The 26,708-nt window shown below is 61.1% G+C and carries 22 protein-coding genes and 1 tRNA gene; 18 read left to right on the plus strand and 5 right to left on the minus strand.

Going from position 1 to position 26,708, the window contains the following annotated elements:
- The first annotated feature begins 122 nt into the window (after nt 1–122).
- Nucleotides 123–974 (plus strand): flagellar motor stator protein MotA, encoded by an 852-nt coding sequence (motA, locus tag BLV67_RS11590; protein WP_017138472.1) that lies wholly within the window; start codon nt 123–125, stop codon nt 972–974.
- A gap of 3 nt (nt 975–977) precedes the next feature.
- Nucleotides 978–2,003, plus strand: a complete 1,026-nt coding sequence (motB, locus tag BLV67_RS11595; RefSeq protein WP_069786846.1) for a flagellar motor protein MotB — start codon at nt 978–980, stop codon at nt 2,001–2,003.
- Nucleotides 2,004–2,052: 49 nt separating this feature from the next.
- Here the strand turns inward: motB and rsgA are convergent, their stop codons facing one another.
- Nucleotides 2,053–3,084, minus strand: coding sequence for a small ribosomal subunit biogenesis GTPase RsgA (gene rsgA, locus BLV67_RS11600; RefSeq protein ID WP_003171340.1), 1,032 nt, complete (start codon nt 3,082–3,084; stop codon nt 2,053–2,055).
- Between the two features lie 107 nt (nt 3,085–3,191).
- Between rsgA and orn the strand changes: the two genes are divergently transcribed.
- A complete protein-coding gene (orn, locus tag BLV67_RS11605; protein ID WP_056860533.1) occupies nt 3,192–3,734 on the plus strand; it encodes an oligoribonuclease in 543 nt (180 codons plus the stop codon).
- Nucleotides 3,735–3,918: 184 nt separating this feature from the next.
- Nucleotides 3,919–4,533 carry a trimeric intracellular cation channel family protein gene (locus tag BLV67_RS11610; RefSeq protein WP_056860532.1) on the plus strand — a complete coding sequence of 205 codons (615 nt, stop codon included), beginning with the start codon at nt 3,919–3,921 and terminating at the stop codon, nt 4,531–4,533.
- Here the strand turns inward: BLV67_RS11610 and queG are convergent.
- Nucleotides 4,530–5,594 carry a tRNA epoxyqueuosine(34) reductase QueG gene (queG, locus tag BLV67_RS11615; RefSeq protein WP_069786847.1) on the minus strand — a complete coding sequence of 355 codons (1,065 nt, stop codon included), beginning with the start codon at nt 5,592–5,594 and terminating at the stop codon, nt 4,530–4,532. The two genes, BLV67_RS11610 and queG, sit on opposite strands and share 4 nt — an antisense overlap.
- Nucleotides 5,595–5,657: 63 nt before the next feature.
- Here queG and BLV67_RS11620 point away from each other — a divergent pair, with 63 nt between their 5' ends.
- From BLV67_RS11620 to BLV67_RS11675, 12 genes are all read left to right on the plus strand, one after another.
- Nucleotides 5,658–6,518 carry an NAD(P)H-hydrate dehydratase gene (locus BLV67_RS11620; RefSeq protein ID WP_069786848.1) on the plus strand — a complete coding sequence of 287 codons (861 nt, stop codon included), beginning with the start codon at nt 5,658–5,660 and terminating at the stop codon, nt 6,516–6,518.
- Nucleotides 6,506–6,976 carry a tRNA (adenosine(37)-N6)-threonylcarbamoyltransferase complex ATPase subunit type 1 TsaE gene (gene tsaE, locus BLV67_RS11625; RefSeq protein WP_069786849.1) on the plus strand — a complete coding sequence of 157 codons (471 nt, stop codon included), beginning with the start codon at nt 6,506–6,508 and terminating at the stop codon, nt 6,974–6,976. Before BLV67_RS11620 ends, tsaE begins: the two co-directional genes overlap by 13 nt.
- A 17-nt stretch (nt 6,977–6,993) precedes the next feature.
- Entirely contained in the window at nt 6,994–8,415 is a 1,422-nt protein-coding gene (locus BLV67_RS11630; RefSeq protein ID WP_056860529.1) for an N-acetylmuramoyl-L-alanine amidase, read from the plus strand.
- Nucleotides 8,415–10,328, plus strand: coding sequence for a DNA mismatch repair endonuclease MutL (gene mutL / locus BLV67_RS11635; RefSeq protein ID WP_058422430.1), 1,914 nt, complete (start codon nt 8,415–8,417; stop codon nt 10,326–10,328). Before BLV67_RS11630 ends, mutL begins: the two co-directional genes overlap by 1 nt.
- Nucleotides 10,328–11,299, plus strand: coding sequence for a tRNA (adenosine(37)-N6)-dimethylallyltransferase MiaA (gene miaA / locus BLV67_RS11640; protein ID WP_065930677.1), 972 nt, complete (start codon nt 10,328–10,330; stop codon nt 11,297–11,299). The genes mutL and miaA overlap by 1 nt, the downstream gene beginning before the upstream one ends.
- 93 nt (nt 11,300–11,392) lie before the next feature.
- Complete coding sequence (gene hfq, locus BLV67_RS11645) at nt 11,393–11,653, plus strand: RNA chaperone Hfq (protein ID WP_003188059.1); 261 nt, start codon at nt 11,393–11,395, stop codon at nt 11,651–11,653.
- A gap of 12 nt (nt 11,654–11,665) precedes the next feature.
- Nucleotides 11,666–12,967 (plus strand): ribosome rescue GTPase HflX, encoded by a 1,302-nt coding sequence (gene hflX, locus BLV67_RS11650; RefSeq protein WP_017138462.1) that lies wholly within the window; start codon nt 11,666–11,668, stop codon nt 12,965–12,967.
- Between the two features lie 96 nt (nt 12,968–13,063).
- Entirely contained in the window at nt 13,064–14,242 is a 1,179-nt protein-coding gene (gene hflK, locus BLV67_RS11655; protein WP_017138461.1) for an FtsH protease activity modulator HflK, read from the plus strand.
- Complete coding sequence (gene hflC, locus BLV67_RS11660) at nt 14,242–15,108, plus strand: protease modulator HflC (protein WP_017138460.1); 867 nt, start codon at nt 14,242–14,244, stop codon at nt 15,106–15,108. The genes hflK and hflC overlap by 1 nt, the downstream gene beginning before the upstream one ends.
- Before the next feature lie 292 nt (nt 15,109–15,400).
- A complete protein-coding gene (locus BLV67_RS11665) occupies nt 15,401–16,588 on the plus strand; it encodes an ATP phosphoribosyltransferase regulatory subunit (protein ID WP_017138459.1) in 1,188 nt (395 codons plus the stop codon).
- Nucleotides 16,589–16,642: 54 nt separating this feature from the next.
- Nucleotides 16,643–17,932, plus strand: a complete 1,290-nt coding sequence (locus BLV67_RS11670; RefSeq protein WP_065930676.1) for an adenylosuccinate synthase — start codon at nt 16,643–16,645, stop codon at nt 17,930–17,932.
- A 139-nt stretch (nt 17,933–18,071) separates the two neighbouring features.
- Nucleotides 18,072–20,006 (plus strand): methyl-accepting chemotaxis protein, encoded by a 1,935-nt coding sequence (locus tag BLV67_RS11675; RefSeq protein WP_069786850.1) that lies wholly within the window; start codon nt 18,072–18,074, stop codon nt 20,004–20,006.
- Between the two features lie 108 nt (nt 20,007–20,114).
- Here the strand turns inward: BLV67_RS11675 and BLV67_RS11680 are convergent, their stop codons facing one another.
- The 3 genes from BLV67_RS11680 to BLV67_RS11690 all read right to left on the minus strand — a co-directional run bounded on the left by BLV67_RS11680 (nt 20,115) and on the right by BLV67_RS11690 (nt 22,924).
- Nucleotides 20,115–21,668: an ABC transporter permease gene (locus BLV67_RS11680; RefSeq protein ID WP_065930674.1), complete on the minus strand. Its 1,554-nt coding sequence runs from the start codon at nt 21,666–21,668 to the stop codon at nt 20,115–20,117.
- Nucleotides 21,668–22,693, minus strand: coding sequence for an extracellular solute-binding protein (locus tag BLV67_RS11685; protein WP_065930673.1), 1,026 nt, complete (start codon nt 22,691–22,693; stop codon nt 21,668–21,670). The genes BLV67_RS11680 and BLV67_RS11685 overlap by 1 nt, the downstream gene beginning before the upstream one ends.
- Nucleotides 22,694–22,837: 144 nt before the next feature.
- Nucleotides 22,838–22,924: transfer RNA gene (locus BLV67_RS11690), tRNA-Leu, on the minus strand.
- Between the two features lie 224 nt (nt 22,925–23,148).
- Here BLV67_RS11690 and rnr point away from each other — a divergent pair.
- Together rnr and rlmB are read left to right on the plus strand one after the other, a co-directional pair.
- A complete protein-coding gene (rnr, locus tag BLV67_RS11695; RefSeq protein WP_065930672.1) occupies nt 23,149–25,785 on the plus strand; it encodes a ribonuclease R in 2,637 nt (878 codons plus the stop codon).
- Nucleotides 25,782–26,537, plus strand: coding sequence for a 23S rRNA (guanosine(2251)-2'-O)-methyltransferase RlmB (gene rlmB, locus BLV67_RS11700; RefSeq protein ID WP_058422435.1), 756 nt, complete (start codon nt 25,782–25,784; stop codon nt 26,535–26,537). The genes rnr and rlmB overlap by 4 nt, the downstream gene beginning before the upstream one ends.
- Nucleotides 26,538–26,708 lie beyond the last annotated feature (171 nt).

Here is a 26,708-nt window from a genome sequence, read left to right on the forward strand (position 1 = left end):
GCCGAATTGGTTTTTCGCCTTAACGGGCTATAGTCTGGCGCAGTTTTGCCGATAAGTAGTACAAGAGTTTTCTGCAGCACCCACTATGTCCATGAACCCGACGGCGCAAGTACCAATCTCCTATGGCTAAAATTATCGGCATCATCGTCGTCATCGCAAGTGTGCTCGGTGGGTACGTCTTGTCCCACGGTAAAATTGCCGCGTTGATCCAACCCTTCGAAGTGCTGATCATCGGCGGCGCCGCGTTTGGTGCTTTCCTGCAGGCCAACCCCGGCTACATGACCATGCACGTGATCAAGAAGTCGCTGGGCATGTTCAGCTCGCGCTTCTCCCACACCTTTTATCTCGAGGTGCTGGGGCTGATCTACGAGATCCTCAACAAGAGCCGCCGCGAAGGCATGATGGCCATCGAAGGCGATATCGAAGACGCTGCCGCCAGCCCGATTTTCGCCAAGTACCCGGCCGTGCTCAAAGATGAGCGCATGACCGCCTACATCTGTGATTACCTGCGCATCATGTCCTCCGGCAACATGGCCCCGCACGAGCTCGAAGGGCTGTTCGACATGGAGCTGTTCAGCCTCAAAGAAGAGCTCGAACATCCCTCCCACGCCGTGACCGGTGTCGCCGACGGCATGCCCGGTTTTGGTATCGTCGCGGCGGTACTCGGCATTGTGGTGACCATGGCATCCCTGGGTGAAGGCGACCAGAAGGCTATCGGCATGCACGTGGGCGCGGCCCTCGTCGGTACCTTCTTCGGTATCCTCGCGGCCTACGGTTTCTTCGGCCCACTGGCCACGTCCCTGGCCCACGATGCCAAGGAAGAAGTGAATTTGTACGAAGCGATCAAGGCCTGCCTGGTGGCATCGGCGTCCGGCATGCCGCCATCGCTGGCGGTGGAGTTCGGGCGCAAGGTGCTGTACCCGAAACATCGCCCAAGTTTTGCCGAGCTGGAACAAGCGGTTCGCGGTCGCTAAGTCATGGAAAACAACCAGCCGATAATCATCAAGCGCGTCAAGCGCTTCGCTGCGGGGCACCATGGCGGTGCCTGGAAAATCGCCTTCGCCGACTTTGCCACGGCGATGATGGCGTTCTTCCTGGTGCTGTGGCTGATGTCGACCGCCACGCCCGAGCAGAAGATCGCCATTGCCGGTTATTTCAAAGACCCGATTGGCTTTTCGGAAAGCGGCACGCCCTTCGTGATCGACCTGGGCGGCTCGCCGCAACTGGCGCCTGAGCGCACCATCAACCCCGAGGTCAAGACCGAGTCGCCGCAGGAAAACATCCCGATCGAGCGCGACACCGTCGAGAGCATGGCCGAACAGGTCGAGAAAGAGCGCCTGGAATTGCTGCTGCAAGAGCTGCAGACCAAGGTCGAAGAAAACCCGCAACTGCTGAAATTCAAGGATCAGATTTCCTTCGAGATCACCCCCGAAGGTTTGCGCATCCAGATCACCGACGCCGCCAACCGGCCGATGTTCGACTCCGGCAGTGCGCGCTTGAAGCCGTACTTCGAAGACATCCTGCTGGCCATGGCCGACACCATCAAGGCGGTGCCGAACAAGATCAGCATCAGCGGTCACACCGACGCCAAGCCTTATGCGGGCCAGGGCGACTTCGGCAACTGGGAGCTTTCGGCCAACCGCGCCAACGCCGCCCGCCGTGCGCTGGTGGCGGGCAGCTATCCCGACCCGCAAGTGGCACGCGTGGTGGGTTTTGCTTCTTCGCAGTTGTTTGACCCCAAAGACCCGTTCAACCCGATCAACCGTCGCATCGATATTGTGGTGCTGACTAAAAAAGCTCAGCGCGCGATTGAAGGTGACCAACCGCCACCTGCGGCACCGACCCGGGGCGAAGGTGCACCGGGTGAAGTGCCGGCCGATCCGAATGCCATTCCGCCAGGTCAGGAGCCGTTGCCGGCCCATGAACTGCGGCAGAAGCTGAACCTGTTTGATGACGGCGGGGTGAAAGACCCTACGGCGCCTGCGCCGGCGCCGGGTTCGTAGTCCAGATACAACAAGGCCGCGATAATCGCGGCCTTGTTGTATCTGCGGTTTAGTAGCTGCTCTCCGGCAAGCTCGCAATAATCGACCGATAGCTGTTCATCCGCTGCTGCTGCACACGCCCGTCTTCCAGGGCCTTGAGCAACGCACAGCCCGGCTCGCGGTCGTGTTTGCAGTCGCGGAAGCGGCAGGTGCCGATCAGGTCGTTGAACTCGATAAAGCCCGCTTCCACATCGCTGCGGCTGACGTGGCCGAGGCCGAATTCACGGATGCCTGGGGAGTCGATCAGCTCACCGCCGCCGGGGAAGTGGAACAGCCGCGCGGTGGTGGTGGTGTGGGTACCCTGGCCGGACAGTTCCGACAGCGGGCCCACGCGCGTGTCGACTTCCGGCAGCAGGCTGTTGACCAGCGATGACTTGCCCACGCCCGACTGGCCGACGAACACGCTGATGCGCCCGTCCAACTGCTGTTGCAGCTGTTCCATGCCATTGCCGTGATGCGCAGACACTTCCAGTACCGGGTAACCCAGGGTGCGGTAGACCGCCAGCAACGCGTTGAGCGCCGGGGCGTTCTGTTCGTCGATCAGGTCGAATTTGTTCAGCAGCAGCAGCGGGCGAATGCCGGCGTGCTCGGCCGCGACCAGGTAGCGGTCGATCAAATTGGCATGCGGCTCGGGCAGCGGTGCGAACACGATCACGATCATGTCGACGTTGGCCGCCACCGGCTTGAGCTGGCCACGGCTGTCGGGGCGGCGCAGTTCGGTGGTGCGCGGCAACTGGGCGACGATCACGCCGATGCCCTGGTTGCCGGCACGCCACACGACCTTGTCGCCGGTGACCAGCGCAGGCAGGTTGGCGCGCAAGTGGCAGCGCGACACCGAACCTGCGAGTTCGCCTTCGAGCGCCTCGACTTCGACCTGCACGCCGAAGTGCGCGATCACCAGGCCCGTTTGTTCAGGGCCCAGGTCGCCGCCCTCGAGCGCTTCCACGGCGGAGGATTCACGTTTGGCGGCGCGAGCGGCGCGTTCGCCTTGAATCTTTTCGATGCGCCAGTTTTGGCGGCGATTGAGCTGGCGTTTGGCCATTGGTGTTCCGTGTCGATAATGCAAAGGTTGGGTAAAACGGTCGCGAGTCTAGCACGCCCCCGCCTGCTAAACTGCGCAGCTAAGCCAAGGGCCAAGAGAATCAAGCCATGCAAAACCCACAGAACCTGATTTGGATCGATCTGGAAATGACCGGTCTGAACCCCGACACCGACGTCATCATCGAGATGGCGACCATTGTCACCGACAGCAACCTCAACACCTTGGCCGAAGGTCCGGTGATCGCCATCCACCACAGCGACGCCGTACTGGCCACCATGGACGAGTGGAACACCCGCACCCACGGCAATTCCGGCCTGACCCAGCGCGTGCGCGACAGCCGCATCAGCATGCGCGACGCCGAAGCTGAAACCATCGCTTTCCTGGAAAAGTGGGTGCCCAAGGGCAAGTCGCCGATCTGCGGCAACAGCATCTGCCAGGATCGTCGCTTCCTTTATACGCACATGAAGGGGCTGGAAAGCTACTTCCACTATCGCAACCTGGACGTGTCCACCCTCAAAGAACTGGCGGCGCGCTGGGCGCCGGAGGTCAAGGACAGCTTCCATAAGGGCAGCACGCATTTGGCGCTGGATGACATTCGCGAGTCGATCGCCGAGTTGCAGCATTACCGCAAGCATTTCATCAAGGCTTGAATCTGTGGCGCCTGCTCTGGCCCTATCGCAGGCAAGCCAGCTCCCACATTTGAATGTGTTCACAAGTCAAAGTGTGGGAGCGGGCTTGCCTGCGATGCTGTCGACACGGTCTTTCGCCATGCGCCCCCTTTTGGTGCCATCACCCAATGATTAGAATGCGCGCCTATTCGCAAGGATCGCCCTCATGCTGTTGATGCTCTACCTCGTCGCCATCACCGCCGAAGCCATGACCGGCGCGCTGTCTGCCGGGCGCCGTGGCATGGACTGGTTTGGCGTGGTGCTGATCGCCTGCGTCACCGCACTGGGCGGTGGTTCGGTGCGCGATGTGCTGTTGGGGCATTACCCGCTGACCTGGGTCAAACACCCGGAATACCTGGTGCTGACCTCAATCGCAGCACTGGTGACGATATTTATCGCGCCGCTGATGCGCCGCCTGCGTTCGTTGTTCCTGGCGCTGGACGCCCTGGGCTTGGTGGCGTTTACCCTGATCGGCTGCATGACTGCGTTGGAGATGGGCCACGGCATGCTGGTGGCTTCGGTCAGCGGCGTGATCACGGGCGTATTTGGCGGCATCCTGCGCGATATCTTCTGCAACGACATCCCGCTGATTTTCCGCCGTGAGCTGTACGCCAGCGTGTCGTTCCTCGCCGCCTGGTTCTACATGCTGTGCCTGTATCTGCAACTGCCCAGCGAGCAGGCGATTCTGCTGACCTTGTTCAGCGGCTTTCTACTGCGCCTGCTGGCAATCCGTTTTCACTGGGAAATGCCCAAGTTCGTCTACAACGACGACGTGCACTAGCGCGTAGCGTGCTGGTTGAGCGCCCATTCCACATGTTCGCGCACCAGCTCGGACGGATAATCGCGGCGTGCTTTCAAGGCTTCGAGCACCGGGATGCTCGACGGCGCATTGCCCAGGCCCACTGCCAGGTTGCGCAGCCAGCGCTCATACCCGGCGCGACGTAGGGGCGAGCCTTCGGTGCTGCTGAGGAATTTATCCTCGTCCCACATAAACAATTCGGCCAGTTCTGCGTTATCCAGATTGTGCCGTGGCTTGAAATCGCTTTCGGCAGTGGGTCGGGCGAAACGATTCCACGGGCAAACGATCTGACAGTCATCGCAGCCGAATACCCGATTGCCGATCAGTGGGCGCAGGTCCTCGGGGATCGCGCTCTTGAGCTCGATGGTCAGGTAGGAAATGCAGCGTCGCGCGTCGAGCACATACGGGCCGACGAAGGCATTGGTAGGGCAGATATCCAGGCAGGCGGTGCAGCGGCCGCAATGCTCGGTGGCGTGGGGCGCGTCCACCGGCAAGGGCAAATCGACAAACAGTTCGCTCAAAAAGAAATAGCTGCCGGCCTTGCGATTGAGCACCAGGGTGTTTTTGCCGATCCAGCCCAGGCCGGCTTGTTCGGCAATGGCTTTTTCCAACACGGGCGCGCTGTCGACAAAGGCGCGAAAGCCAAACGGGCCGATCTGTGCCTGGATGCGGTCGGCCAGTTGCTGCACGCGCTTGCGGATCAGCTTGTGGTAATCGCGGCCCAAGGCGTAACGGGAGATGTAGGCTTTTTCTGGCTTGGCCAGCAACTGCGCCATTTGTGTGTCGCCTGGCAGATAATCCATGCGCAGCGACACCACACGCAGCGTGCCCGGCACCAGTTCCTCGGGGTGCGAGCGTTTGCTGCCATGGGCGCCCATGTATTCCATCTCGCCGTGGTAGCCCGCGTCGAGCCAGCGTTGCAGGTGCTGCTCATGCTCGGCCAGGTCCAGGCCGCTGATGCCGACTTGTTGAAAGCCCAGCTCGCGGCCCCAGTCTTTGATCGATTGGGCGAGGGCGGGCAGATCGGAGGTAATTGCGGGCATGAGACACGGGAAACCACAGGTTAGATGCGTATAATTCTGCCAGACATCGGAGCTTGAAGACGCATGCCGCAGACAAAACACACAATTACCGACGTACAGCCGCTGTTGCACGGCCACTTGCCGCAACTGGCTGCACGTTCCCCGGACGCCCATAAAGGCCAGTTCGGCCACCTGCTGGTCATCGGCGGCGACCATGGCTTTGGCGGTGCTGCGCTGTTGAGTGCCGAAAGCGCTTTGCGCAGTGGCGCCGGCATGGTCTCGCTGGCGACTCGCCCTGAGCACGTGCCAGCCGCACTGGCGCGCTTGCCGGAGGTGATGACCGTCGGCGTGAGTTCGGCCAACCAGTTGATGGGGTTGCTGGAAAAAATGTCGGTGATCGTTATCGGTCCCGGCCTGGGCGCAGCGTCCTGGGGCAAAAGCCTGCTGTCGGTTGCCGCCAACGCCCGGCAGCCGCAGGTCTGGGATGCCGATGCCTTGAACCAGCTGGCCGCAGGCGGTGTAAACCTGCCGGCCAACAGCGTAATCACGCCGCATCCCGGTGAGGCGGCGCGGTTGATGGGCATCACGACAGCCGAGGTTCAGGCCGACCGCCTTAACGTGGCGCGCGCTTTAAGCCAGACATTCAATGCAGTGGCTATCCTCAAGGGTGCTGGCAGTTTGATTGCCAGCCCGGACGGCCGTGTTTCGCGCTGTGACCAAGGCCATCCAGCAATGGCGACGGCCGGTTTGGGGGATGTGCTGAGCGGCTTGGTGGGCGCCTTGCTGGCCCAAGGCATGCCTGCCTATGAGGCAAGTTGCCTGGCCGTGTGGTTACACGCTACGGCAGGGGATCGCCAAGGCACTTATGGTCGCGGCCTGGCCGCCAGCGACCTGATACCTGCCATTCGTCAATTGCTGGAGGAGCAGTCGCCGTGCCTGAAGTAAGCCTTTTTCTGGCTGATGAAGACGCCATGGTCGCGTTGGGTCAGCGTATTGCACAGGTTACGGCCGGCGTGGGGCTGATTTTCCTTGAGGGCGACCTGGGCGCGGGCAAAACCACGCTGTCGCGGGGGATTATTCGTGGGCTGGGCCACACAGGCGCGGTAAAGAGCCCGACGTTCACCTTGGTCGAGCCCTACGAGATCGGTGCAGTTCGCGCCTTTCACTTTGACCTGTATCGGCTGGTCGATCCCGAAGAACTGGAGTACATGGGCATCCGTGATTACTTCGATGAAGATGCACTGTGCCTGATCGAGTGGCCAGATAAAGGCACAGGCTTTTTGCCAAAGCCGGACCTGACCATTACCATTACGCCGCATGAGCATGGACGTCAGCTGAAGTTGTTGCCCCAGAGTGCGCGAGGCCAGTCTTGGTGCGCGGCCCTGGCATTGGAATTCAAATAAAATTGGTGGGGTTAGGTATGCGCTTTCGCGCGATGGTTGCTGTCGTAGGGGTGTTGCTTGCGGCAATGACTTTCAATGCTCTGGCTGCTTCACAGGTGAAAAGTGTTCGCCTGTGGCGAGCGCCGGATAACACGCGACTGGTGTTCGACCTGTCTGGCCCGGTCCAGCACAGTGTCTTTACCCTGACGGCGCCCGATCGCCTGGTGATCGACATCAACGGCGCCACCCTGGGCGCGCCGCTGAAAGTATCCACCGCTAATACCCCGATCACCTCGATGCGCTCGGCCCAGCGCACGCCGACGGACCTGCGCGTGGTCATCGACCTGAAGAAGGCCGTGACCCCGAAAAGCTTTGTACTGGCACCTAACGCCCAATACGGCAATCGGTTGGTGGTCGACCTTTTCGACAACGCCGCCGATGCCAACCCGCCGCCAGCGCCGCCGCCAAGTGTTGCGACCGTGCCGGCCGTGCCGGTCAACCCGTCGCAGCCGCAGGTCAAATTGCCGCCGCCGCCACCTGCGCCTGCGGGCAAGCGCGACATTATCGTGGTGATCGACGCCGGTCACGGCGGCGAAGACCCGGGCGCCTCCGGCTCGCGCGGCCAGCATGAAAAAGACGTGGTACTGGCTATCGCCCGTGAACTGCAGCGCCAGGTCAATGGCATGAAAGGCTACCGCGCCGAGCTGACCCGTACCGGTGACTACTTCATCCCGCTGCGTGGCCGTACCGAAATCGCCCGCAAGAAGGGCGCCGACCTGTTTGTGTCGATCCACGCCGACGCCGCACCGTCGGCAGCGGCCTTCGGTGCCTCGGTGTTTGCCTTGTCCGATCGTGGCGCTACGTCCGAAACCGCACGCTGGCTGGCCGACAGTGAAAACCGTTCCGACTTGATCGGCGGGGCCGGCAACGTGTCCCTCGACGACAAGGACAAAATGCTCGCCGGTGTACTGCTCGACCTGTCGATGACCGCTTCGTTGACGTCCAGCTTGAACGTCGGCCAAAAAGTCCTCAGCAATATTGGCCGCGTGACGTCCCTGCACAAGCAACGCGTGGAGCAGGCCGGGTTTATGGTGTTGAAGTCGCCGGATATCCCGTCGATCCTGGTGGAAACCGGGTTTATTTCCAACTCCAACGAAGCCTCGAAGCTGGCCAGCGCCAGCCACCAGCAGGCGCTGGCGCGTTCGATCAGCGCCGGTATTCGCCAGTTCTTCCAGCAGAACCCGCCGCCGGGCACCTACATTGCCTGGCTGCGTGATTCCGGCAAAATCGCCCAGGGCCCGCGTGACCATCGCGTGCAGCCCGGCGACACCCTGGCCATGCTGGCCGTGCGTTTCCAGGTTTCGGCCGCGACCTTGCGCAGCGCCAATAACCTGAAGACCGATGAGTTGAAAGTGGGCCAGGTGTTGACCATCCCTGGCACTGAATTGGCGGCGCAGTAATGAGCGAATCCTTATTGAACAGCGGCTCGCGTATCGAACTGCTCAGCCCGCGCCTCGCCAACCAGATTGCGGCAGGTGAGGTGGTTGAGCGCCCGGCGTCGGTGATCAAGGAGTTGCTGGAAAACAGCATCGACTCCGGTGCCAAGCGCATTGATGTCGACGTGGAGCAGGGCGGCGTCAAGCTGCTGCGGGTGCGTGACGACGGCAGCGGTATTTCTTCGGATGACCTGCCGCTGGCGCTGGCGCGTCACGCCACCAGCAAGATTCGCGACCTTGAAGACCTCGAGCGGGTGATGAGCCTGGGTTTTCGCGGTGAGGCATTGGCCTCCATCAGCTCCGTAGCGCGCCTTACCCTGACTTCGCGCACCCGCAGCGCCGAGCAGGCCTGGCAGGTGGAAACCGAAGGTCGTGACATGGCGCCTCGTGTGCAGCCGGCGGCGCACCCGGTAGGCACGTCGGTTGAAGTTCGCGACCTGTTTTTCAACACGCCGGCGCGACGCAAATTCCTCAAGGCCGAAAAAACCGAATTCGATCACCTGCAAGAAGTCATCAAGCGCCTGGCCTTGGCGCGCTTTGATGTGGCGTTCCATTTGCGCCACAACGGCAAAACCATCCTCAGCCTGCACGAAGCCCACGATGACGCTGCGCGCGCTCGGCGGGTTTCGGCTATTTGCGGAGCGGGCTTCCTGGAACAGGCGCTGCCGATTGAAATCGAGCGCAATGGCTTGCGCCTGTGGGGCTGGGTGGGTTTGCCGACCTTCTCCCGCAGCCAGGCGGACTTGCAGTACTTCTTCGTGAATGGCCGCGCGGTACGCGACAAACTGGTGGCCCACGCAGTGCGCCAGGCGTATCGCGATGTGCTGTTCAATGGGCGGCACCCGACGTTTGTGCTGTTCTTTGAAGTCGACCCGTCGGTGGTCGACGTCAACGTGCACCCGACCAAGCACGAAGTGCGCTTCCGCGACGGGCGCATGGTGCATGACTTCCTCTATGGCACGCTGCACCGCGCCTTGGGCGATGTACGCCCGGATGATCAACTGTCTGCGCCGATCGTGACGGCGGTGGTAAGGCCGAGCGGTCCGGAGGCCGGCGAGTTCGGCCCTCAGGGCGAAATGAGCCTGGCGGCCAACCTGCTGCAATCGCCGCAGCCGCAGCCTTCCTATACGGCGCCGGGTTCCGGTTCGGGCGCGGGTTACCAGTACCAATACACGCCACGCCCGCAATCGACAGTGCCGGTGGCCGAGGCCCAGGCCGCTTATCGCGAGTTTTTTGCCCCGCTGCCGGGTGCCGAACCGGGCGCTGTGGCGTTGCCAGAGGGCGGCGGTGATATTCCGCCCTTGGGTTATGCGCTGGCTCAGCTCAAGGGCATTTACATCCTGTCCGAAAACGCCCACGGCCTGGTGCTGGTAGACATGCACGCCGCTCACGAGCGGATCATGTACGAGCGCTTGAAGATCGCCATGGCCAGTGAAGGTCTGAGCGGCCAGCCGTTGTTGGTGCCGGAATCCCTGGCGGTCAGCCAGCGTGAGGCCGATTGCGCCGAAGAACACCACAGCGTATTCCAGAAGCTCGGCTTCGAACTGCAACGCCTGGGCCCGGAAACCCTGGCTATTCGCCAGATTCCCGCGCTGCTCAAGCAAGCCGAAGCCAACCGCCTGGTCGCCGACGTACTGGCCGACTTGATGGAATATGGCACCAGCGACCGCATCCAGGCACATATCAACGAACTGCTCGGGACCATGGCCTGCCACGGTGCAATCCGCGCCAACCGCCGCCTGGCGCTGCCGGAAATGAACGGTTTGCTGCGCGACATGGAGAACACCGAGCGCAGCGGGCAATGTAACCATGGCCGACCGACCTGGACCCAAATGGGCCTGGACGACTTGGACAAACTGTTCTTGCGCGGCCGTTGATGAGCGCCTTGCCCCCCGCCATCTTCCTGATGGGCCCTACGGCCGCCGGCAAGACCGACCTGGCCATCGAGCTGACCAAGGTGCTGCCCTGCGAGCTGATCAGTGTCGACTCTGCCCTGGTTTACCGGGACATGGACATCGGTACGGCCAAGCCTTCAAAAGAACTGTTGGCACAGTATCCGCACCGGTTGATCGACATTATTGACCCGGCCGAGAGCTATTGCGCCGCCGATTTCCGTACCGATGCCCTGGCCGCCATGGCCGAAATCACTGCGCGGGGCAATATTCCGCTGCTGGTGGGCGGTACGATGCTCTATTACAAGGCTTTGCAGGAAGGCTTGGCGGATATGCCGGCGGCCGACGCCCAGGTGCGCGGCGAAATCGAAGAAGAGGCTGCACGCCTTGGATGGCAGGCCTTGCACGACCAGTTGGCGGCAGTCGACCCGGTTTCCGCTGCGCGCATTCACCCCAATGACCCCCAGCGCCTCAGTCGCGCCCTGGAAGTCTGGCGGGTGAGCGGCCAGACCATGACTGAACACAGGCTGAAACAAACTGCGCAAAGTGCTGATGCAGGCGCATCTGGACAGTCACAATTGCCCTATACTGTGGCGAATCTGGCCATTGCTCCGGCAAATCGCCAGGTGTTGCATGAACGAATTGCACAAAGATTCACAATTATGTTGGAACAGGGGTTTGTGGACGAGGTCGTAGCACTGCGTTCCAGAGGTGACCTGCATGCCGGGTTGCCTTCGATGCGTGCTGTAGGCTATCGCCAAGTCTGGGAACACCTGGATGGCAAGCTGACGTCAGCCGAAATGCAGGAACGCGGCATCATTGCCACGCGCCAATTGGCGAAGCGCCAGTTCACCTGGCTGCGCAGCTGGAGCGATTTGCACTGGTTGGACAGCCTGGACAGCGACAATCTGTCACGCGCCTTGAAATACTTGGGATCGGTCTCCATATTGAGCTGAGTCCTTGCAATTGCCGTCTATCCTTGGGGGTGTGACGGCCATGAGCTATCTATTTTCCGAATTTTATTATTGATCCTTAAAGGAGTGCGGCACATGTCAAAAGGGCATTCGCTACAAGACCCTTACTTGAATACTTTACGTAAAGAGAAAGTTGGGGTTTCCATCTACCTGGTCAACGGTATCAAGCTGCAAGGCACGATCGAGTCGTTCGACCAGTTCGTGATCCTGCTGAAAAACACCGTCAGCCAGATGGTTTACAAGCACGCTATCTCGACAGTCGTTCCAGTTCGTCCAATCCGTCTGCCTAGCGCAGCAGGTGATGAACAGGGTGACGCTGAGCCAGGTAACGCCTGATAGGAGTCTCCTTTGTTCTTTGAGCGCCACGGTGGTGGTGAGCGAGTAATCCTCGTTCACTTGGATGGACAGGACCCTGAGGCGCGCGAAGATCCGCAGGAGTTTCAGGAGTTGGCAAATTCGGCCGGCGCCGAGACCGTTGCGTTTTTTAACGTACCGCGTCATCGGCCAACCGCCAAATACCTGATTGGCAGCGGCAAGGTCGAGGAACTGCGCGACCTGGTTCACGCCGAAGAAGCCGATCTGGTGATCTTCAATCACACCCTCACGCCCAGTCAGGAACGTAACCTCGAACGTGTTTTCGAGTGTCGCGTGATCGACCGCACCGGTCTGATTCTCGATATCTTCGCCCAACGCGCCCGTACCCATGAAGGCAAGCTCCAGGTAGAACTGGCCCAGCTTGACCACATGAGCACCCGGCTGGTGCGTGGCTGGACTCACCTTGAACGTCAGGGTGGTGGCATCGGCATGCGCGGCCCGGGTGAAACCCAGCTGGAAACCGACCGTCGTCTGCTGCGGGTGCGCCTGCGCCAGATCAAGGGCCGCCTGGAAAAAGTACGCAGCCAGCGCGAACAATCACGCCGTGGTCGCTCGCGTGCCGATATCCCTACCGTGTCTCTGGTGGGCTATACCAACGCCGGCAAATCCACGCTGTTCAACAACGTGACGAAATCGGACGTGTACGCGGCCGACCAACTGTTCGCCACCCTCGACCCGACCTTGCGCCGTCTGGACATCGACGACCTGGGGCCGATTGTCCTGGCCGACACCGTAGGTTTCATTCGTCATCTGCCCCACAAGCTGGTCGAAGCATTTCGGTCTACGCTCGAAGAGTCGAGCAATTCCGACCTGCTGTTGCACGTGATCGATGCGGCCGAACCGGATCGCATGTTGCAGATCGAGCAGGTGATGGTGGTGCTGGGCGAGATTGGTGCACAAGACTTGCCGATCCTCGAGGTCTATAACAAACTCGATTTGCTTGAGGGTGTCGAGCCGCAAATCCAGCGCGATGAAGACGGCAAGCCCCAGCGGGTTTGGCTGTCGGCACGCGATGGCAGTGGCCTGGAGTTGCTTGAACAGGCGATTGCCGAGTTGCTGGGCAGTGATTTGTTTGTCGGCACCTTGCGCTTGCCGCAACGTTTTGCTCGACTGCGTGCACAGTTTTTCGAACTGGGCGCCGTACAGAAAGAAGAATACGACGAAGAAGGTGTCAGCTTGCTGGCCGTTCGATTGCCGCGCTCGGAGCTGAATCGGCTGGTCAGCCGTGAAGGTGTGGTACCGACAGAGTTCATCGAACAACACACTTTGCAATAAAAGCCTCCGAAAGCGGTTGTGCCGCAGTAGCAGGCATTCTGTAGCATTGGTCGGCGCGCCGTGGGTGCGTCTTTGCTTTATCAGATGGAGAGCGCTATGGCTTGGAATGAGCCGGGTGGCAACTCGAATAATCAGGATCCTTGGGGTGGTAAACGCCGCAATAATGGCGACCGCAAGGGGCCACCAGATCTCGACGAGGCCTTCCGAAAGCTGCAGGAAAGCCTGAATGGGTTGTTCGGTGGTGGAAAAAAACGTGGTGGCGGTGACGACGGCGGTCGCACAAGCAAGGGCGGCGGCTATGGCCTGCTGGGCCTCGGGCTTGTCGTGCTCGCAGCCGTGTGGCTGTACAGCGCTGTGTACGTAGTCGACGAGCAGGAGCAAGCCGTGGTGCTGCGCTTCGGCAAGTACTACGAGACTGTCGGGCCAGGCCTGAACATCTATTTCCCGCCGATCGACAAGAAGTACATGGAGAACGTCACGCGTGAGCGTGCCTACACCAAGCAGGGCCAGATGCTGACCGAAGACGAGAACATCGTCGAAGTGCCGCTGACCGTGCAGTACAAGATCAGCAACCTGCAGGACTTCGTGCTGAACGTTGATCAGCCGGAAATCAGCCTGCAACACGCAACCGAAAGCGCCCTGCGCCACGTGGTGGGTTCCACCGCCATGGACCAGGTGCTGACCGAAGGTCGTGAATTGATGGCCAGCGAAATCAAGGAGCGCCTGCAACGGTTCCTCGATACCTATCGCACCGGCATCACGGTGACTCAGGTGAACGTACAGAGCGCAGCGGCACCGCGCGAAGTGCAGGAAGCCTTTGATGACGTGATCCGCGCCCGTGAAGACGAGCAGCGTTCGCGCAACCAGGCTGAAACCTACGCCAACGGTGTCGTACCGGAAGCCCGTGGTCAGGCCCAGCGCATCCTTGAAGATGCCAACGGTTACCGCGACGAAGTGGTCTCCCGCGCCAAGGGTGAGGCGGACCGCTTTACCAAACTGGTTGCCGAGTACCGCAAGGCTCCGGAAGTCACGCGTGAGCGTTTGTACCTGGACACCATGCAGGAAGTCTTCAGCAACACCAGCAAGGTTCTCGTGACCGGCAGCAAAGGTGGGCAGAACAACCTGCTTTACCTGCCGCTGGACAAGATGATCGAAGGTGGTCGTAGCGGCACCAGCGCACCGTCGAGCAGCTCGAATGCCGCTGCCAACGAAGCGAGCGCCCGTGCGGCCGCTGACTTGCTGCAACAGCAAACACGTACCAGGGAGAGTCGTTGATGAGCAATAAATCGCTGACCGCCCTGATTGTGGGCGTCGTCGTGGTCATCGCTGCCTGGAACTGCTTCTACATCGTGTCTCAGACCGAGCGCGCGGTGTTGCTGCAATTCGGTCGTGTGGTGCAGGCGGATGTCCAGCCGGGCCTGCATGTGAAAGTCCCCTACGTGAACCAGGTGCGCAAGTTCGACGGCCGCCTGATGACCCTGGATGCACCGACACAACGCTTCCTGACCCTGGAAAAGAAAGCCGTGATGGTTGACGCCTACGCCAAGTGGCGCGTCAAGGATGCCGAGCGCTTCTACACCGCGACCTCCGGCCTCAAGCAGATTGCCGATGAGCGTTTGTCGCGCCGTCTGGAATCGGGCCTGCGTGACCAGTTTGGTAAACGCACCCTGCACGAGGTGGTATCCGGTGAACGTGATGCGCTGATGGCTGACATCACCCGTTCGCTGAACACGATGGCAGAGAAAGAGCTGGGCATCGAAGTAGTCGATGTTCGGGTCAAGGCCATCGACCTGCCGAAGGAAGTGAACCGCAGCGTGTTCGAGCGCATGAGCACCGAGCGTGAGCGTGAAGCCCGTGAGCATCGCGCCAAAGGTAACGAGTTGGCTGAAGGTATCCGTGCGGATGCCGACCGTCAGCGCCGTGTACTGCTGGCAGAGGCTTATCGCGAGTCTGAAGAGGCACGTGGTGACGGCGACGCCCAGGCTGCGGCGATCTACGCCAAGGCTTACGGCCAGGACCAGGAGTTCTACGCGTTCTACCGTAGCCTGCGTGCCTACCGTGAAAGCTTCGCGAACAAAACCGACGTCATGGTGCTGGACCCAAGCAGCGACTTCTTCCGCTACCTGGAAAAGTCCAAGTAACCAAGCCTGTGACTTTAGGGCGCACTCCGTCGGGCGGCTAAAATGCCTGGCGGGGTGATCCTTTCAGAAAACGGGTGTATGATGCGGCAGCCGGGAAATTCCCGGCTTTTTTGCGTCTGCATGTTTGTTTCGGCAGGCGCCACAGGTTTTTCGAGGAAAGTGCCCGACGAGGCCGCTGGCAGGCCGTTCGTCACGTCGCTCTTGCGCGTGGATTATGCAAAGCGTGGGTATTTTCTGCTTCACTCAAGGCTCGGCCGAGGGCTGGCCGCCCGGATCATAGGGGAATGGCGTAATGGCAACGGTAGACCGCTGGCTGCTGCCAGATGGCATCGAAGAAGTACTGCCACCAGAGGCTGCGCGCATTGAAGTAGCGCGTCGCCAGGTGTTGGATCTGTTCCAGAGCTGGGGTTACGAGTTTGTCGTGACCCCCCATATCGAGTACCTGGAATCCCTGCTGACCGGCGCGGGCCAGGACCTGGATCTGCGCACCTTCAAGGTCATCGACCCGCAATCGGGGCGGCAAATGGGGTTCCGTGCCGACATCACGCCGCAAGTGGCGCGCATCGATGCGCACACCCTGCGCCGTGAAGGCCCGAGCCGCCTGTGCTACGCCGGCAGCGTGCTGCATGCTCAGCCGCGTGCGTTGTCGTCGTCGCGCAGCCCGATCCAGTTGGGCGCCGAGTTGTACGGTGATGCCAGCCCGAGCAGCGACGTTGAAGTGATCAGCCTGATGCTGGCTATGCTGCAACTGGCCGACGTGCCGGATGTGCACATGGACCTGGGTCACGTCGGTATCTACCGTGGCCTGGCCCGTGCGGCCGGCTTGTCCGGTGAAGTGGAGCAACAGTTGTTCGATGCCTTGCAGCGCAAGGCGATCGATGAAGTGATCGCTCTGACCGCAGGCGTGCCTGCGGACCTGGCCGACATGCTGCGTGCACTGGTTAACCTGTGCGGCGGCCGTGAAGTGCTGGTGGCTGCCCGTGAGCGCCTGGCCAATGCGCCGGCGCCGGTCCTGGCTGCGCTGGATGATGTATTCGCGATTGCCGAGCAATTGTCGGCGCGCTTCCCCGAGTTGCCGCTGTATTTCGACCTGGGTGAGTTGCGCGGCTACCACTACCACACCGGTGTGGTGTTCGCCGTCTTTGTACCGGGTGTTGGCCAGGCCATCGCCCAAGGCGGTCGTTATGACGATATCGGCGCCGACTTCGGTCGCGCCCGTCCGGCGACTGGCTTTTCTACCGATTTGAAAACCCTGGTGACCCTGGGGCGTGCTGAGGTCGAGCTGCCGTCTGGTGGCATCTGGATGCCCGACAGTACGGACGCAGCACTCTGGCAGCAGGTTTGCCAGTTGCGCAGTGAGGGTCAGCGTGTCGTCCAGGCTTTGCCTGGGCAGCCATTGGCCGCCGCCCGTGAAGCGGACTGCGACCGGCAATTGATTCTGCAGAACGGGCTTTGGCAAGTATCGCCACTGGCTTCTTGAGTTTTCCTGCCGGCCATCGCCGGCACCAAGTTTGCGCGAATGAGGACAAGTGTTATGGGTAAGAATGTCGTAGTCCTGGGCACCCAATGGGGTGATGAGGGCAAAGGCAAGATCGTTGATCTGCTGACCGAACATGCTGCCGCCGTAGTGCGCTACCAAGGTGGCCACAACGCTGGCCACACCCTGGTCATCGATGGCGAAAAAACCGTCTTGCACCTGATCCCGTCGGGCGTGCTGCGCGAAGGCGTACAGTGCCTGATCGGCAACGGTGTTGTGGTTGCACCTGACGCCCTGTTGCGTGAGATCACCAAGCTGGAAGAGAAAGGCGTACCGGTGCGCGAGCGCCTGCGTATCAGCCCGTCCTGCCCGCTGATCCTGTCCTTCCACGTTGCGCTGGACCAGGCCCGTGAAAAGGCGCGTGGCGAGCTGAAGATCGGTACAACCGGTCGCGGCATCGGCCCGGCTTACGAAGACAAGGTTGCACGTCGTGGCCTGCGTGTGGGCGACCTGCTCAACATGCCGCGCTTTGAAGACAAGCTGCGTGAACTGGTGGATTACCACAACTTCATGCTGGTGGGTTACTACAAAGAGCCGGCCATCGAGTTCGAAAAGACTCTGGCTGAGTGCAAGGAATATGCTGAGCTGCTCAAGCCGCTGATGCTGGACGTGACGGCCGAGCTGCACGACCTGCGTCGCGCCGGCAAAGACATCATGTTCGAAGGCGCCCAGGGTTCGTTGCTCGACATCGACCACGGCACCTACCCGTACGTGACCAGCTCCAACACCACCGCTGGCGGCGTTGCGACCGGTTCGGGCGTTGGCCCGATGTTCCTGGACTACATCCTGGGCATCACCAAGGCTTACACCACGCGCGTGGGTTCGGGCCCGTTCCCGACTGAGCTGTTCGACGAAGTCGGCGCGCACCTGGCCAAGCAAGGTCACGAGTTCGGTGCCACCACCGGGCGTGCCCGTCGTTGCGGCTGGTTCGATGCCGTTATCCTGCGCCGTGCTATCGATGTGAACAGCATCTCGGGCATCTGCCTGACCAAGCTGGACGTTCTCGATGGCCTGGAAGCCATCAATATCTGCATCGGCTACAAAGATGCAGACGGCAAGGACGTTGCACCGACCGATGCTGACAGCTACGTCGGCCTGCAGCCTGTGTACGAAGAAGTGCCGGGCTGGACCGAATCGACCGTGGGCGCCAAGACCCTGGAAGAGCTGCCGGCCAACGCCCGTGCTTACATCAAGCGTGTTGAAGAGCTGATCGGCGCGCCGATCGACATTATTTCGACAGGCCCGGACCGCAACGAGACCATCGTTCTGCGTCACCCGTTCGCTTAATAAGCTGTTGATGTAAAAAGCAAAGGGCTCCTTCGGGAGCCCTTTTTTGTGGCCGGCTGGCAATCGGCACGACCCTTGCTACGGTTCTTTCTTTCGCGGTGCTATCAAATTAATGGCACCCGTGGTGGAGGGATTTACCGTGTCTGCCGTTCTCTCATTGTTACAAAGCCGGCTGTTGCGGCCGGTGTTCGTTACCCTAGGTATCGCTCTTTTGGTGCAAGTGCTGGTGGCCGTTGCCCTGACGCGAAGCACCGTGACGGCGCTGGAAGCGGATTTAAGCAACCGCCTGGGGGCCGACAGCCAGAAACTGTCTGGTGAGCTGGCGCAAGCCGGCAAGGAAGTCACCTCGAGCCTGGACAGCTTGTCTTCGAGCACGCGTCAGCGTCTGACCGCAGGGCTTTCCACGCGCCTGCAAGAGGAGCAGAGGCAACTGCGTGCGACCCTGGAAAAAGACCTGCAGGATTCGGCCAATGACATGGCCCAACTGCTGGCGTCGGTGGCGCCCCGCGCCATGTGGGACAGCGACGTGCCGACATTGTCGGAGTTCGCCCGGCGCGCCCAGCGCAATCCCAACGTGTTGTTCGTGGTGTATGACGACGCGGCTGGCGAGCACCTGACCCGTTACCTCAACCGCGAAAACCCGATCAACCAGGCACTGTTGGACAAGGGCAAGGGCGACCGAGCCTTGGATAAGGTCCTGGATGCGGCTAAAAACGATCCTTCGGTATTCTACGTCGAAGCCTCGATCAGCCCCAACGGCACCGAGATCGGCAAAGTCCGCATGGGCGTCTCGACCAAAGCGGTAGAGGCCGACCTGGCAGCGCTGGACAAGCGCTTTGCTGCCTTGATCGCCAGCAGCGATCAGTTGGTCGGTGACAGCCTCAAAGGCGCCGCCGCCGACAGCGCAGCGGCCATGGGCGCGCGCCTGCAATCGGCGCAAGCCACCGCCACCCAGATGACCGCCAACACCAGCAGCGCCGTACAGGACGCTGCGGGAGCGCTGCGCTGGCGCATCGGTATGGGACTCGCCATTGTCGGGTTCGGCGTATTGCTGCTGATCGCCATCGTGTTGGGGCGCCGTGTGGTCAATCGGCTGAAGTTGTTGATTGCCGCCATGGACGACCTGGCGGCGGGCGAGGGCGATCTCACCAAGCGTGTGCAGATCAACAGCAAGGACGAAATCGGCGACATGGCCTCGGCGGTCAATCGCTTTGTGGATAAGTTGCAGCCGATCGTGCGTGAGGCGGGCGATGTAGCGCAGCGCACCGGTGTCGAAATCGGCGCCATGACTTTACGCAATGCCGGGGCTGACAAGGCGGCCGGTTTGCAGCGCGACGAAGTTGCCGAAAGCCTGCGCGCGCTTTCGCAAATGGCCGATGAGGCCCAGGCCGAAAGCCATGCGATGCAGGCGGCGTTGCAGCAGGTGGTGGATATTCGCCAGGCCACGGATGAAAACTCACGGACCTCGGCAGAGGTCGGCAGCCTGATCGAGGCGCTCGCGGGGCAAGTGCAGGCCGGTTCCCAAGTGATCGAGCGGTTGGCGCAGCAAAGCGAGCAGATCGAGGTGGTGTTGACGGTGATCCACGGGATTGCCGAGCAGACCAACTTGCTGGCCCTGAATGCGGCGATTGAAGCGGCGCGTGCCGGTGAGACCGGGCGAGGTTTTGCGGTGGTGGCAGACGAAGTGCGGGCGCTGGCGAGTAAAACCCAAAGCTCTACCGGCGACATCCAGGCGCATATCGTGGCATTGCAACAGGGTGCACGCGAGGCGGTGGAAACCATCGGCAAGGCCGGGCGCCAGGCGAATGAAGGGTTGTTGGTGCTGCGCGACAGTGTGCGCTTGCAGCAGTCGGTGCAGGCTTCGGTGGAGCAAGTGCATGCGGCGATTGGCCTGGCAACGCGTGCGGCCGAGCATCAAGCCCAGGGCGCGCATGCGGTACGTGGGCGGGTCGAGGTGATCCATGCCCAGGCTGAGCGTGCCGCGCAGGCGGTGGTGGAAACCACGGCCAGTGGCAAGGTGCTGGATGGGTTGGCGGCACAGTTGAAGGCGAGCTTGGGGCAGTTTCGGGCTTAGCGTCGTTTGCGCCGGCCTCATCGCAGGCAAGCCAGCTCCCACATTTGACCGAGTTCCAGCTTTGGAATGCAGTCGAATGTGGGAGCTGGCTTGCCTGCGATAGCGGTCTCAGCGGCTCAAATACATCCGCGTCGTCAGCAGATACACCGGCAGCCCCGACACCAGAATCAACAACGCCGCATACGGCGCCGCCGCCGCAAACTCAACATTCGAGGTATGTGCCCACACGGCAGTCGCCAGGGTATTCAACCCCGTCGGGCTGAGCAGCAAAGTCGCCGTCAACTCCTTCATTGCATCCAGAAACACCAACGCAAACGCCGCCCCTAATGCCGGGAAAATAATCGGCAAGGTCACCCGGCAAAACGCGCTGAATGACGAAGCGCCCAGCGTGCGTGCAGCTTCTTCCAGTTGCGGCGCAGCTTTGTTCAGTGCGGTTCGAATCGGCGCCTGAGCGAGCGGCAGAAACAACAGCGCATAAGCAATCAGCAGCAGCGCCGAGGTCTGATACAGCACGGGCACATAGTGCAGCGCGAAGTACACCAGTGTCAGCGCAATCACCAGACCGGGCAGGGCATGCAACAGGTAGGGCAGGCGCTCAGCCCAGATCGCCAACTGGCCTTTGTAGCGCACCACCAGCAGGCCGACCGGCACAGCCAATGCCAGACAAAGCGCAGCGCCGCCCAAGGACAATGCCAGCGAAGACATCAATGCCTCGCCAATTTCGGCCACCGGGAATGCCGCCGATGAACCCACCGCCAGCCAATAAGCAAGCATTCCCAACGGAATACCGCTACCGATGACCGCCAGCGCCAGGCAGTACAGCTGACCCAAGGTCGACCATTTACCCAGCTTGACCTGTTCCGCATGCCGCGCCGCGCCCTGGCCGATGCGCACATGCCGGCCCTTGCCGCGCACCCGCAGCTCCAGCCACAGCAGCGTCAGGCACATCACCAGCAGTACCGCCGAGAGCATCGCGGCATTGGCGTTGCTGAATTCCAGTTCGAACTGTTGGTAGATCGCGGTGGTAAAGGTTTGCAGGCCGATGATCGACAGCGCGCCGAATTCCACCAGCATATGCAGCGCGATCAGCAGCGCTCCGGCCAGCAGCGAAGGCCAGAGCAACGGCAGTGTAATTCGAAAAAATACGCCCCAGCGATTCAGTCCCAGCGTGCGGGCCGACTCTTCAAGGGATGGATCAAGATTGCGCAATGTCGCCGCCACCGGCAGAAACACCAGCGGGTATTTGGACAGGGTCATCACCAGGATTGCCCCGCCCAGGCCCTCGAAGTTGGCGCTCAGTGAGACCCAGGTGAAGCTGCTGACAAACGCAGGCACGGCGAACGGCAAGCACAGGATCACGCCCCAGATGCGTCGCCCCGGCAGGTTGCTGCGCTCCAGTAACCACGCCAGTGACAGACCGATTACGCCGCACGCCACCGTCACCCCAACCATCAACGCCAGGGTGTTGCGCAGCAGTCCGAATACATACGGCCGCCACAGCAGGTGCACCGCCTCCGCCCAGCCCGCCTGCCAGGCCTTGGTGCCGACATACACCAGCGGCAGCAGGCTCAAGCCCACCAGAAACAGCACGGGCAGCAGCAGCCAGATCGACGGGCGTTTGCGCCGGGGTATGAACCCGGCGGCGGAAAGCGATGGGTTCATCAGTTCAAGCCAACGTCACGTTCAAGGTCCAGGGCTTCTTCGGCATTGCCAAGGTCGGCCGGGGTGACTTTCGGCGGTTGCAGCTCACTGAACGGCTTGAGGCCGCGATTGGATTGCATGCCTTTGCGCAGCGGGTATTCGGCCGAGGTGTTGGTGATCACACGCTGGCCTTCTTCGCTGGCCATGAAGGCGAGCAACTGCTGAGCTTCTTTGGGATGTTTGCTGGATTTCAGCGCGGCAGCGGAAGACACGGTGATCAGGCCACCGGCGTCGCCATCGGTGAAGTAGTGCAGTTGCGAATCCAGGTTGGTTTTTTCTTTTTTCAGGGCGAACCAGTAGTAGTTGTTCACCAGCACGGTAGCGACTTCGCCGTTTTCCACGGCCTTGAGGGCGACCATGTTGTTGCTGTACACCTTGCCGAAGGCGCGCAGGCCGGTCAGCCATTCTTCAGCCGCTTCGCGCCCGTGCAATTTGATGATTGCTACCGCTTGCTCCTGGAATGCGCCGCTGGTGGGCACAAAGCCGACTTTGCCTTGCCACTCGGGGCCGGCGAAATCCAGTACCGATTTGGGCAGGTCCTTTTCGGCGATCAGTTTGGGGTTGAAGGCCACGACGCGGGTGCGAGCGGTTACGCCCATCCAGTCACCGTTGCTGCCGACGTATTCCTTGGGCAACACGTCCAGCGTGTTCGCATCAATTTTGGCCAGCAGGCCTTGCTCGCCGAGTTTGTTCAGCGGCGGCGACTCTTCGGTGTAGATCACATCGGCAGGGGAGCGCTCGCCTTCTTCCACGACCTGGCTGGCGAGCTGGTTGCTGCTGCCTTTGCGCACGTTGACGTGAATGCCGGTCTTGGCTTCGAAGGCCTTGGCGAGTTCATCGCCGACTTCTTTGTGCTGGCCGTTGTACAGGGTCAGGGAAACCTTGTCGGCGGAGTAGGCGGTGGGCGAGAGTAGGGTCAAGCCGAGCAGAGTGAGGGTCAGGCCACGCAGAAGGGATGTCTTGAGACGGTTATCGCGGATCATCATCCGAAGTGTTCCTCGCTTGTATGCAACAAATCATTGCAAGGATAAACGATAAAACTTCTCAAGTGCGGACGAGGGGAGAATCCTTGGGGAAGTTTTCAAACCCCGGAAACGAAAAAACCCGCTTTCGCGGGTTTGATCTGAATTTGGTGCCCAGGAGAAGACTCGAACTTCCACGACCTTGCGATCACCAGCACCTGAAGCTGGCGTGTCTACCAATTTCACCACCTGGGCAACATCAACAACGTTGCCGTCGTCGATGGCGCGCACTATACGGAGACGCTTTTGAGCTGTAAAGCCCTGCCATGAAAAAAGCCTGGAAAATTTCGCCAATGGTCATGCAAGGTGCTTTCCGAGCGCGGCAAAGGCCTTTTAAACACTTGTCGACACCTGAAATTTCCCGTTTCAATACGCGTATGCCAAACTAACCCGCATATAGACAAGGTGAAAACTCTCTAATGGCCGATTGGCAGTCCCTCGATCCCGAGGCCGCTCGTGAAGCGGAAAAATATGAAAACCCTATTCCTAGCCGCGAACTGATCCTGGCGCATCTCGCCGATCGTGGTTCGCCTGCTAGCCGCGAGCAGCTGGTTGAAGAGTTCGGTCTGACCACCGAAGACCAGCTCGAAGCCCTGCGCCGCCGTTTGCGCGCCATGGAGCGCGATGCTCAACTGATCTACACCCGTCGTGGCACCTATGCGCCTGTGGATAAGCTCGACTTGATCCTGGGCCGCATCGCCGGCCATCGGGATGGCTTCGGCTTCCTGATCCCGGATGACGGCAGCGACGACCTGTTCATGAGCCCGGCGCAAATGCGCCTGGTATTCGACGGCGACCGTGCCCTGGCGCGGGTTTCCGGCCTGGACCGTCGTGGTCGCCGTGAAGGCGTGATCGTCGAAGTGGTGTCCCGTGCCCACGAGTCCATCGTTGGTCGTTACTTCGAAGAAGGCGGCATCGGCTTTGTGGTGCCGGATAACCCGAAGGTCCAGCAGGAAGTGCTGATCACCCCGGGCCGCAATGGCGCCGCCAAGGTAGGCCAGTTCGTCGAGGTGAAAATCACCCACTGGCCAACGGCGCGCTTCCAGCCACAGGGCGATATTGTTGAAGTGGTCGGCAACTACATGGCGCCGGGCATGGAAATCGACGTTGCGCTGCGCACCTACGATATTCCTCACGTCTGGCCCGAGGCTGTGCTCAAGGAAGCCGCCAAGCTCAAGCCGGAAGTGGAAGATAAAGACAAAGAAAAACGCATCGACCTGCGCCATCTGCCGTTCGTCACTATCGACGGCGAAGATGCCCGCGACTTCGACGATGCGGTCTATTGCGAAGCCAAGCCTGGCAAGCTGCGCCTGTTCTCCGGCGGCTGGAAGTTGTTCGTCGCGATTGCCGACGTGTCCAGCTACGTGAAGATCGGTTCGGCCCTGGATAACGAAGCCCAGGTGCGCGGCAACTCCGTGTACTTCCCTGAGCGCGTGATCCCGATGCTGCCTGAGCAGCTGTCCAACGGCCTGTGCTCCCTGAACCCGAAAGTCGACCGTTTGGCCATGGTATGCGAGATGACCATCTCCAAAACCGGCGAAATGACCGACTACCAGTTCTACGAAGCGGTGATCCACTCCCAGGCGCGCCTGACCTACAACAAGGTCAGCACCATCCTGGAAGCGCCGAAGACCAGCGAAGCCAAGGCCCTGCGTGGCGAATATGCCGACGTCGTGCCGCACCTCAAGCAGCTCTATGCGTTGTACAAGGTGTTGCTGGGCGCACGTCATGTACGTGGCGCCATCGACTTTGAAACCCAGGAAACCCGGATTGTGTTCGGTTCCGAGCGCAAGATCGCGGCCATTACGCCGACGACGCGTAACGATGCACACAAGCTGATCGAAGAATGCATGCTGGCGGCCAACGTGGCCACCGCAGAATTCCTCAAAAAGCACGAAATTCCTGCCCTGTACCGCGTTCACGATGGCCCGCCGCCGGAGCGTCTGGAAAAACTGCGCGCCTTCCTTGGTGAGCTTGGCCTGTCCCTGCACAAAGGCAAGGACGGCCCGACGCCGAAGGATTACCAGGCATTGCTGGCCAGCATCAAGGACCGTCCGGATTACCACGTGATCCAGACCGTGATGCTGCGCTCTCTGAGCCAGGCGGTGTACAGCGCTGATAACCAGGGCCACTTCGGCCTGAATTACGAGGCGTACACCCACTTCACTTCGCCGATTCGTCGTTACCCGGACCTGCTCACGCACCGGGCGATTCGCAGTGTGATCCACTCCAAGCAGAACACCCCGCACGTCAAGCGCGCCGGTGCCATGACCATTCCGAAGGCACGGATCTATCCGTACGACGAAGCGGCCCTGGAACAGCTGGGCGAGCAGTGCTCGATGAGCGAGCGCCGCGCCGACGAAGCCACCCGTGACGTAGTGAACTGGCTCAAGTGCGAGTTCATGAAAGACCGCGTGGGCGAGTCGTTCCCGGGTGTGATCACCGCCGTGACGGGTTTCGGCCTGTTCGTCGAGCTGACCGACATCTACGTCGAAGGCCTGGTGCACGTCACCGCGCTGCCGGGTGACTACTACCACTTTGACCCTGTGCATCACCGCCTGGCGGGCGAGCGCACCGGTCGCAGCTTCCGCTTGGGCGACACCGTGGAAGTGCAGGTCATGCGCGTCGACCTCGACGAGCGCAAGATCGATTTCGGCATGCCCGACAAGCCGAGCGAAACACCGACTGGCCGTAAAAAACGTGGCAGCGAACCTGCTGCGCCCGCCAGCAAAGGCAAGGGCGCGCCTGCGAAAGCAGCTGCCGCCGAGCCTGCGCCAGCCAAGGCCGGTCGTCGTTCGTCCACCAAGGAAAAGGCCCCCGAGGCCTACCGCCCGAGCGATGCTGCGGCCAAAAACGCCGAAGTGCGCAAGAGCCGTGAGTTGAAGCAGCAGTTGCTCAGCGAAGCCAAAAGCGGTGGTAAAGCGGCGTCTGGGGGAAAGTCCCACGGGGCGGAAAAGCCGTCGAGCAAGCCGAGTAAACACCGTAAAGGCCCGCCTAAAGCGGGCTCGGCCCCCGCGAAAAGCGGCGGGTCGCGCAAACCTAAGGCCAAGTCATGAGTCTGGAAAAAATCTACGGCGTGCACGCCGTAGAAGCACTGCTGCGTCATCACCCTAAACGCGTCAAGCAGGTGTGGTTGGCCGAAGGCCGCAGCGAGCCGCGCGTGCAAGCGCTGGTCGAGCTGGCCACGCAAAACAAGGTTGCTATCGGCCAGGCCGAGCGCCGTGAGATGGACGTGTGGGTTGAAGGCGTTCACCAGGGCGTGGTTGCGGACGTAAGCCCGAGCCAGGTGTGGGGCGAAGCGATGCTCGACGAGCTGCTCGACCGTACCGAAGGCGCACCGCTGTTGCTGGTGCTGGACGGCGTGACCGACCCGCACAACCTCGGCGCTTGCCTGCGTTCGGCCGATGCGGCCGGTGCGCTGGCGGTGATCGTGCCTAAAGACAAGTCGGCAACCCTGACGCCGGTCGTGCGTAAAGTCGCGTGCGGCGCGGCGGAAGTGATTCCGCTGGTGGCCGTGACCAACCTGGCGCGCACGCTGGAGAAACTCCAGCAGCGCGGCCTGTGGGTGGTGGGCACGGCGGGCGAGGCCGAGGTCAGTATTTATGACCAGGACCTCACCGGCCCGACCATCCTGATCATGGGTGCCGAAGGCAAAGGCATGCGTCGCCTGACCCGCGAGCACTGCGATTACCTGGTGAAACTGCCGATGGCCGGTAGCGTCAGCAGCCTCAACGTGTCGGTTGCCACCGGCGTGTGCCTGTTCGAAGCCCAGCGCCAGCGTGGCGTCAAGGCCAAGAGCAAGAAGTAAGTGCTTGGATCGTTCCCACGCTCCGCGTGGGAATGCCTCTTGTGACGCTCCGCGTCACGCTTCGACAGCGAACGCAAAGCGTCCTCGAGCTGCATTCCCACGCAGAGCGTGGGAACGATCGGCAGCGTGCTCGGATATTGTTCAAATAATCACCAATCACCTTGCGCCGTT

Origin of the sequence: Pseudomonas salomonii, assembly GCF_900107155.1 — a bacterium.
GTDB classification, from domain to species: Bacteria; Pseudomonadota; Gammaproteobacteria; order Pseudomonadales; family Pseudomonadaceae; genus Aquipseudomonas; species Aquipseudomonas salomonii.

Bases quoted from the DNA above. Each gene is read 5' to 3' on its own strand.
- motA (WP_017138472.1), top strand. From the start codon at position 123: ATGGCTAAAATTATCGGCATCATCGTCGTCATCGCAAGTGTGCTCGGT.
- motB (WP_069786846.1), top strand. From the start codon at position 978: ATGGAAAACAACCAGCCGATAATCATCAAGCGCGTCAAGCGCTTCGCT.
- rsgA (WP_003171340.1), bottom strand. From the start codon at position 3,084: ATGGCCAAACGCCAGCTCAATCGCCGCCAAAACTGGCGCATCGAAAAG.
- orn (WP_056860533.1), top strand. From the start codon at position 3,192: ATGCAAAACCCACAGAACCTGATTTGGATCGATCTGGAAATGACCGGT.
- BLV67_RS11610 (WP_056860532.1), top strand. From the start codon at position 3,919: ATGCTGTTGATGCTCTACCTCGTCGCCATCACCGCCGAAGCCATGACC.
- queG (WP_069786847.1), bottom strand. From the start codon at position 5,594: ATGCCCGCAATTACCTCCGATCTGCCCGCCCTCGCCCAATCGATCAAA.
- BLV67_RS11620 (WP_069786848.1), top strand. From the start codon at position 5,658: ATGCCGCAGACAAAACACACAATTACCGACGTACAGCCGCTGTTGCAC.
- BLV67_RS11630 (WP_056860529.1), top strand. From the start codon at position 6,994: ATGCGCTTTCGCGCGATGGTTGCTGTCGTAGGGGTGTTGCTTGCGGCA.
- mutL (WP_058422430.1), top strand. From the start codon at position 8,415: ATGAGCGAATCCTTATTGAACAGCGGCTCGCGTATCGAACTGCTCAGC.
- miaA (WP_065930677.1), top strand. From the start codon at position 10,328: ATGAGCGCCTTGCCCCCCGCCATCTTCCTGATGGGCCCTACGGCCGCC.
- hfq (WP_003188059.1), top strand. From the start codon at position 11,393: ATGTCAAAAGGGCATTCGCTACAAGACCCTTACTTGAATACTTTACGT.
- hflK (WP_017138461.1), top strand. From the start codon at position 13,064: ATGGCTTGGAATGAGCCGGGTGGCAACTCGAATAATCAGGATCCTTGG.
- hflC (WP_017138460.1), top strand. From the start codon at position 14,242: ATGAGCAATAAATCGCTGACCGCCCTGATTGTGGGCGTCGTCGTGGTC.
- BLV67_RS11665 (WP_017138459.1), top strand. From the start codon at position 15,401: ATGGCAACGGTAGACCGCTGGCTGCTGCCAGATGGCATCGAAGAAGTA.
- BLV67_RS11670 (WP_065930676.1), top strand. From the start codon at position 16,643: ATGGGTAAGAATGTCGTAGTCCTGGGCACCCAATGGGGTGATGAGGGC.
- BLV67_RS11680 (WP_065930674.1), bottom strand. From the start codon at position 21,668: ATGAACCCATCGCTTTCCGCCGCCGGGTTCATACCCCGGCGCAAACGC.
- BLV67_RS11685 (WP_065930673.1), bottom strand. From the start codon at position 22,693: ATGATGATCCGCGATAACCGTCTCAAGACATCCCTTCTGCGTGGCCTG.
- rnr (WP_065930672.1), top strand. From the start codon at position 23,149: ATGGCCGATTGGCAGTCCCTCGATCCCGAGGCCGCTCGTGAAGCGGAA.
- rlmB (WP_058422435.1), top strand. From the start codon at position 25,782: ATGAGTCTGGAAAAAATCTACGGCGTGCACGCCGTAGAAGCACTGCTG.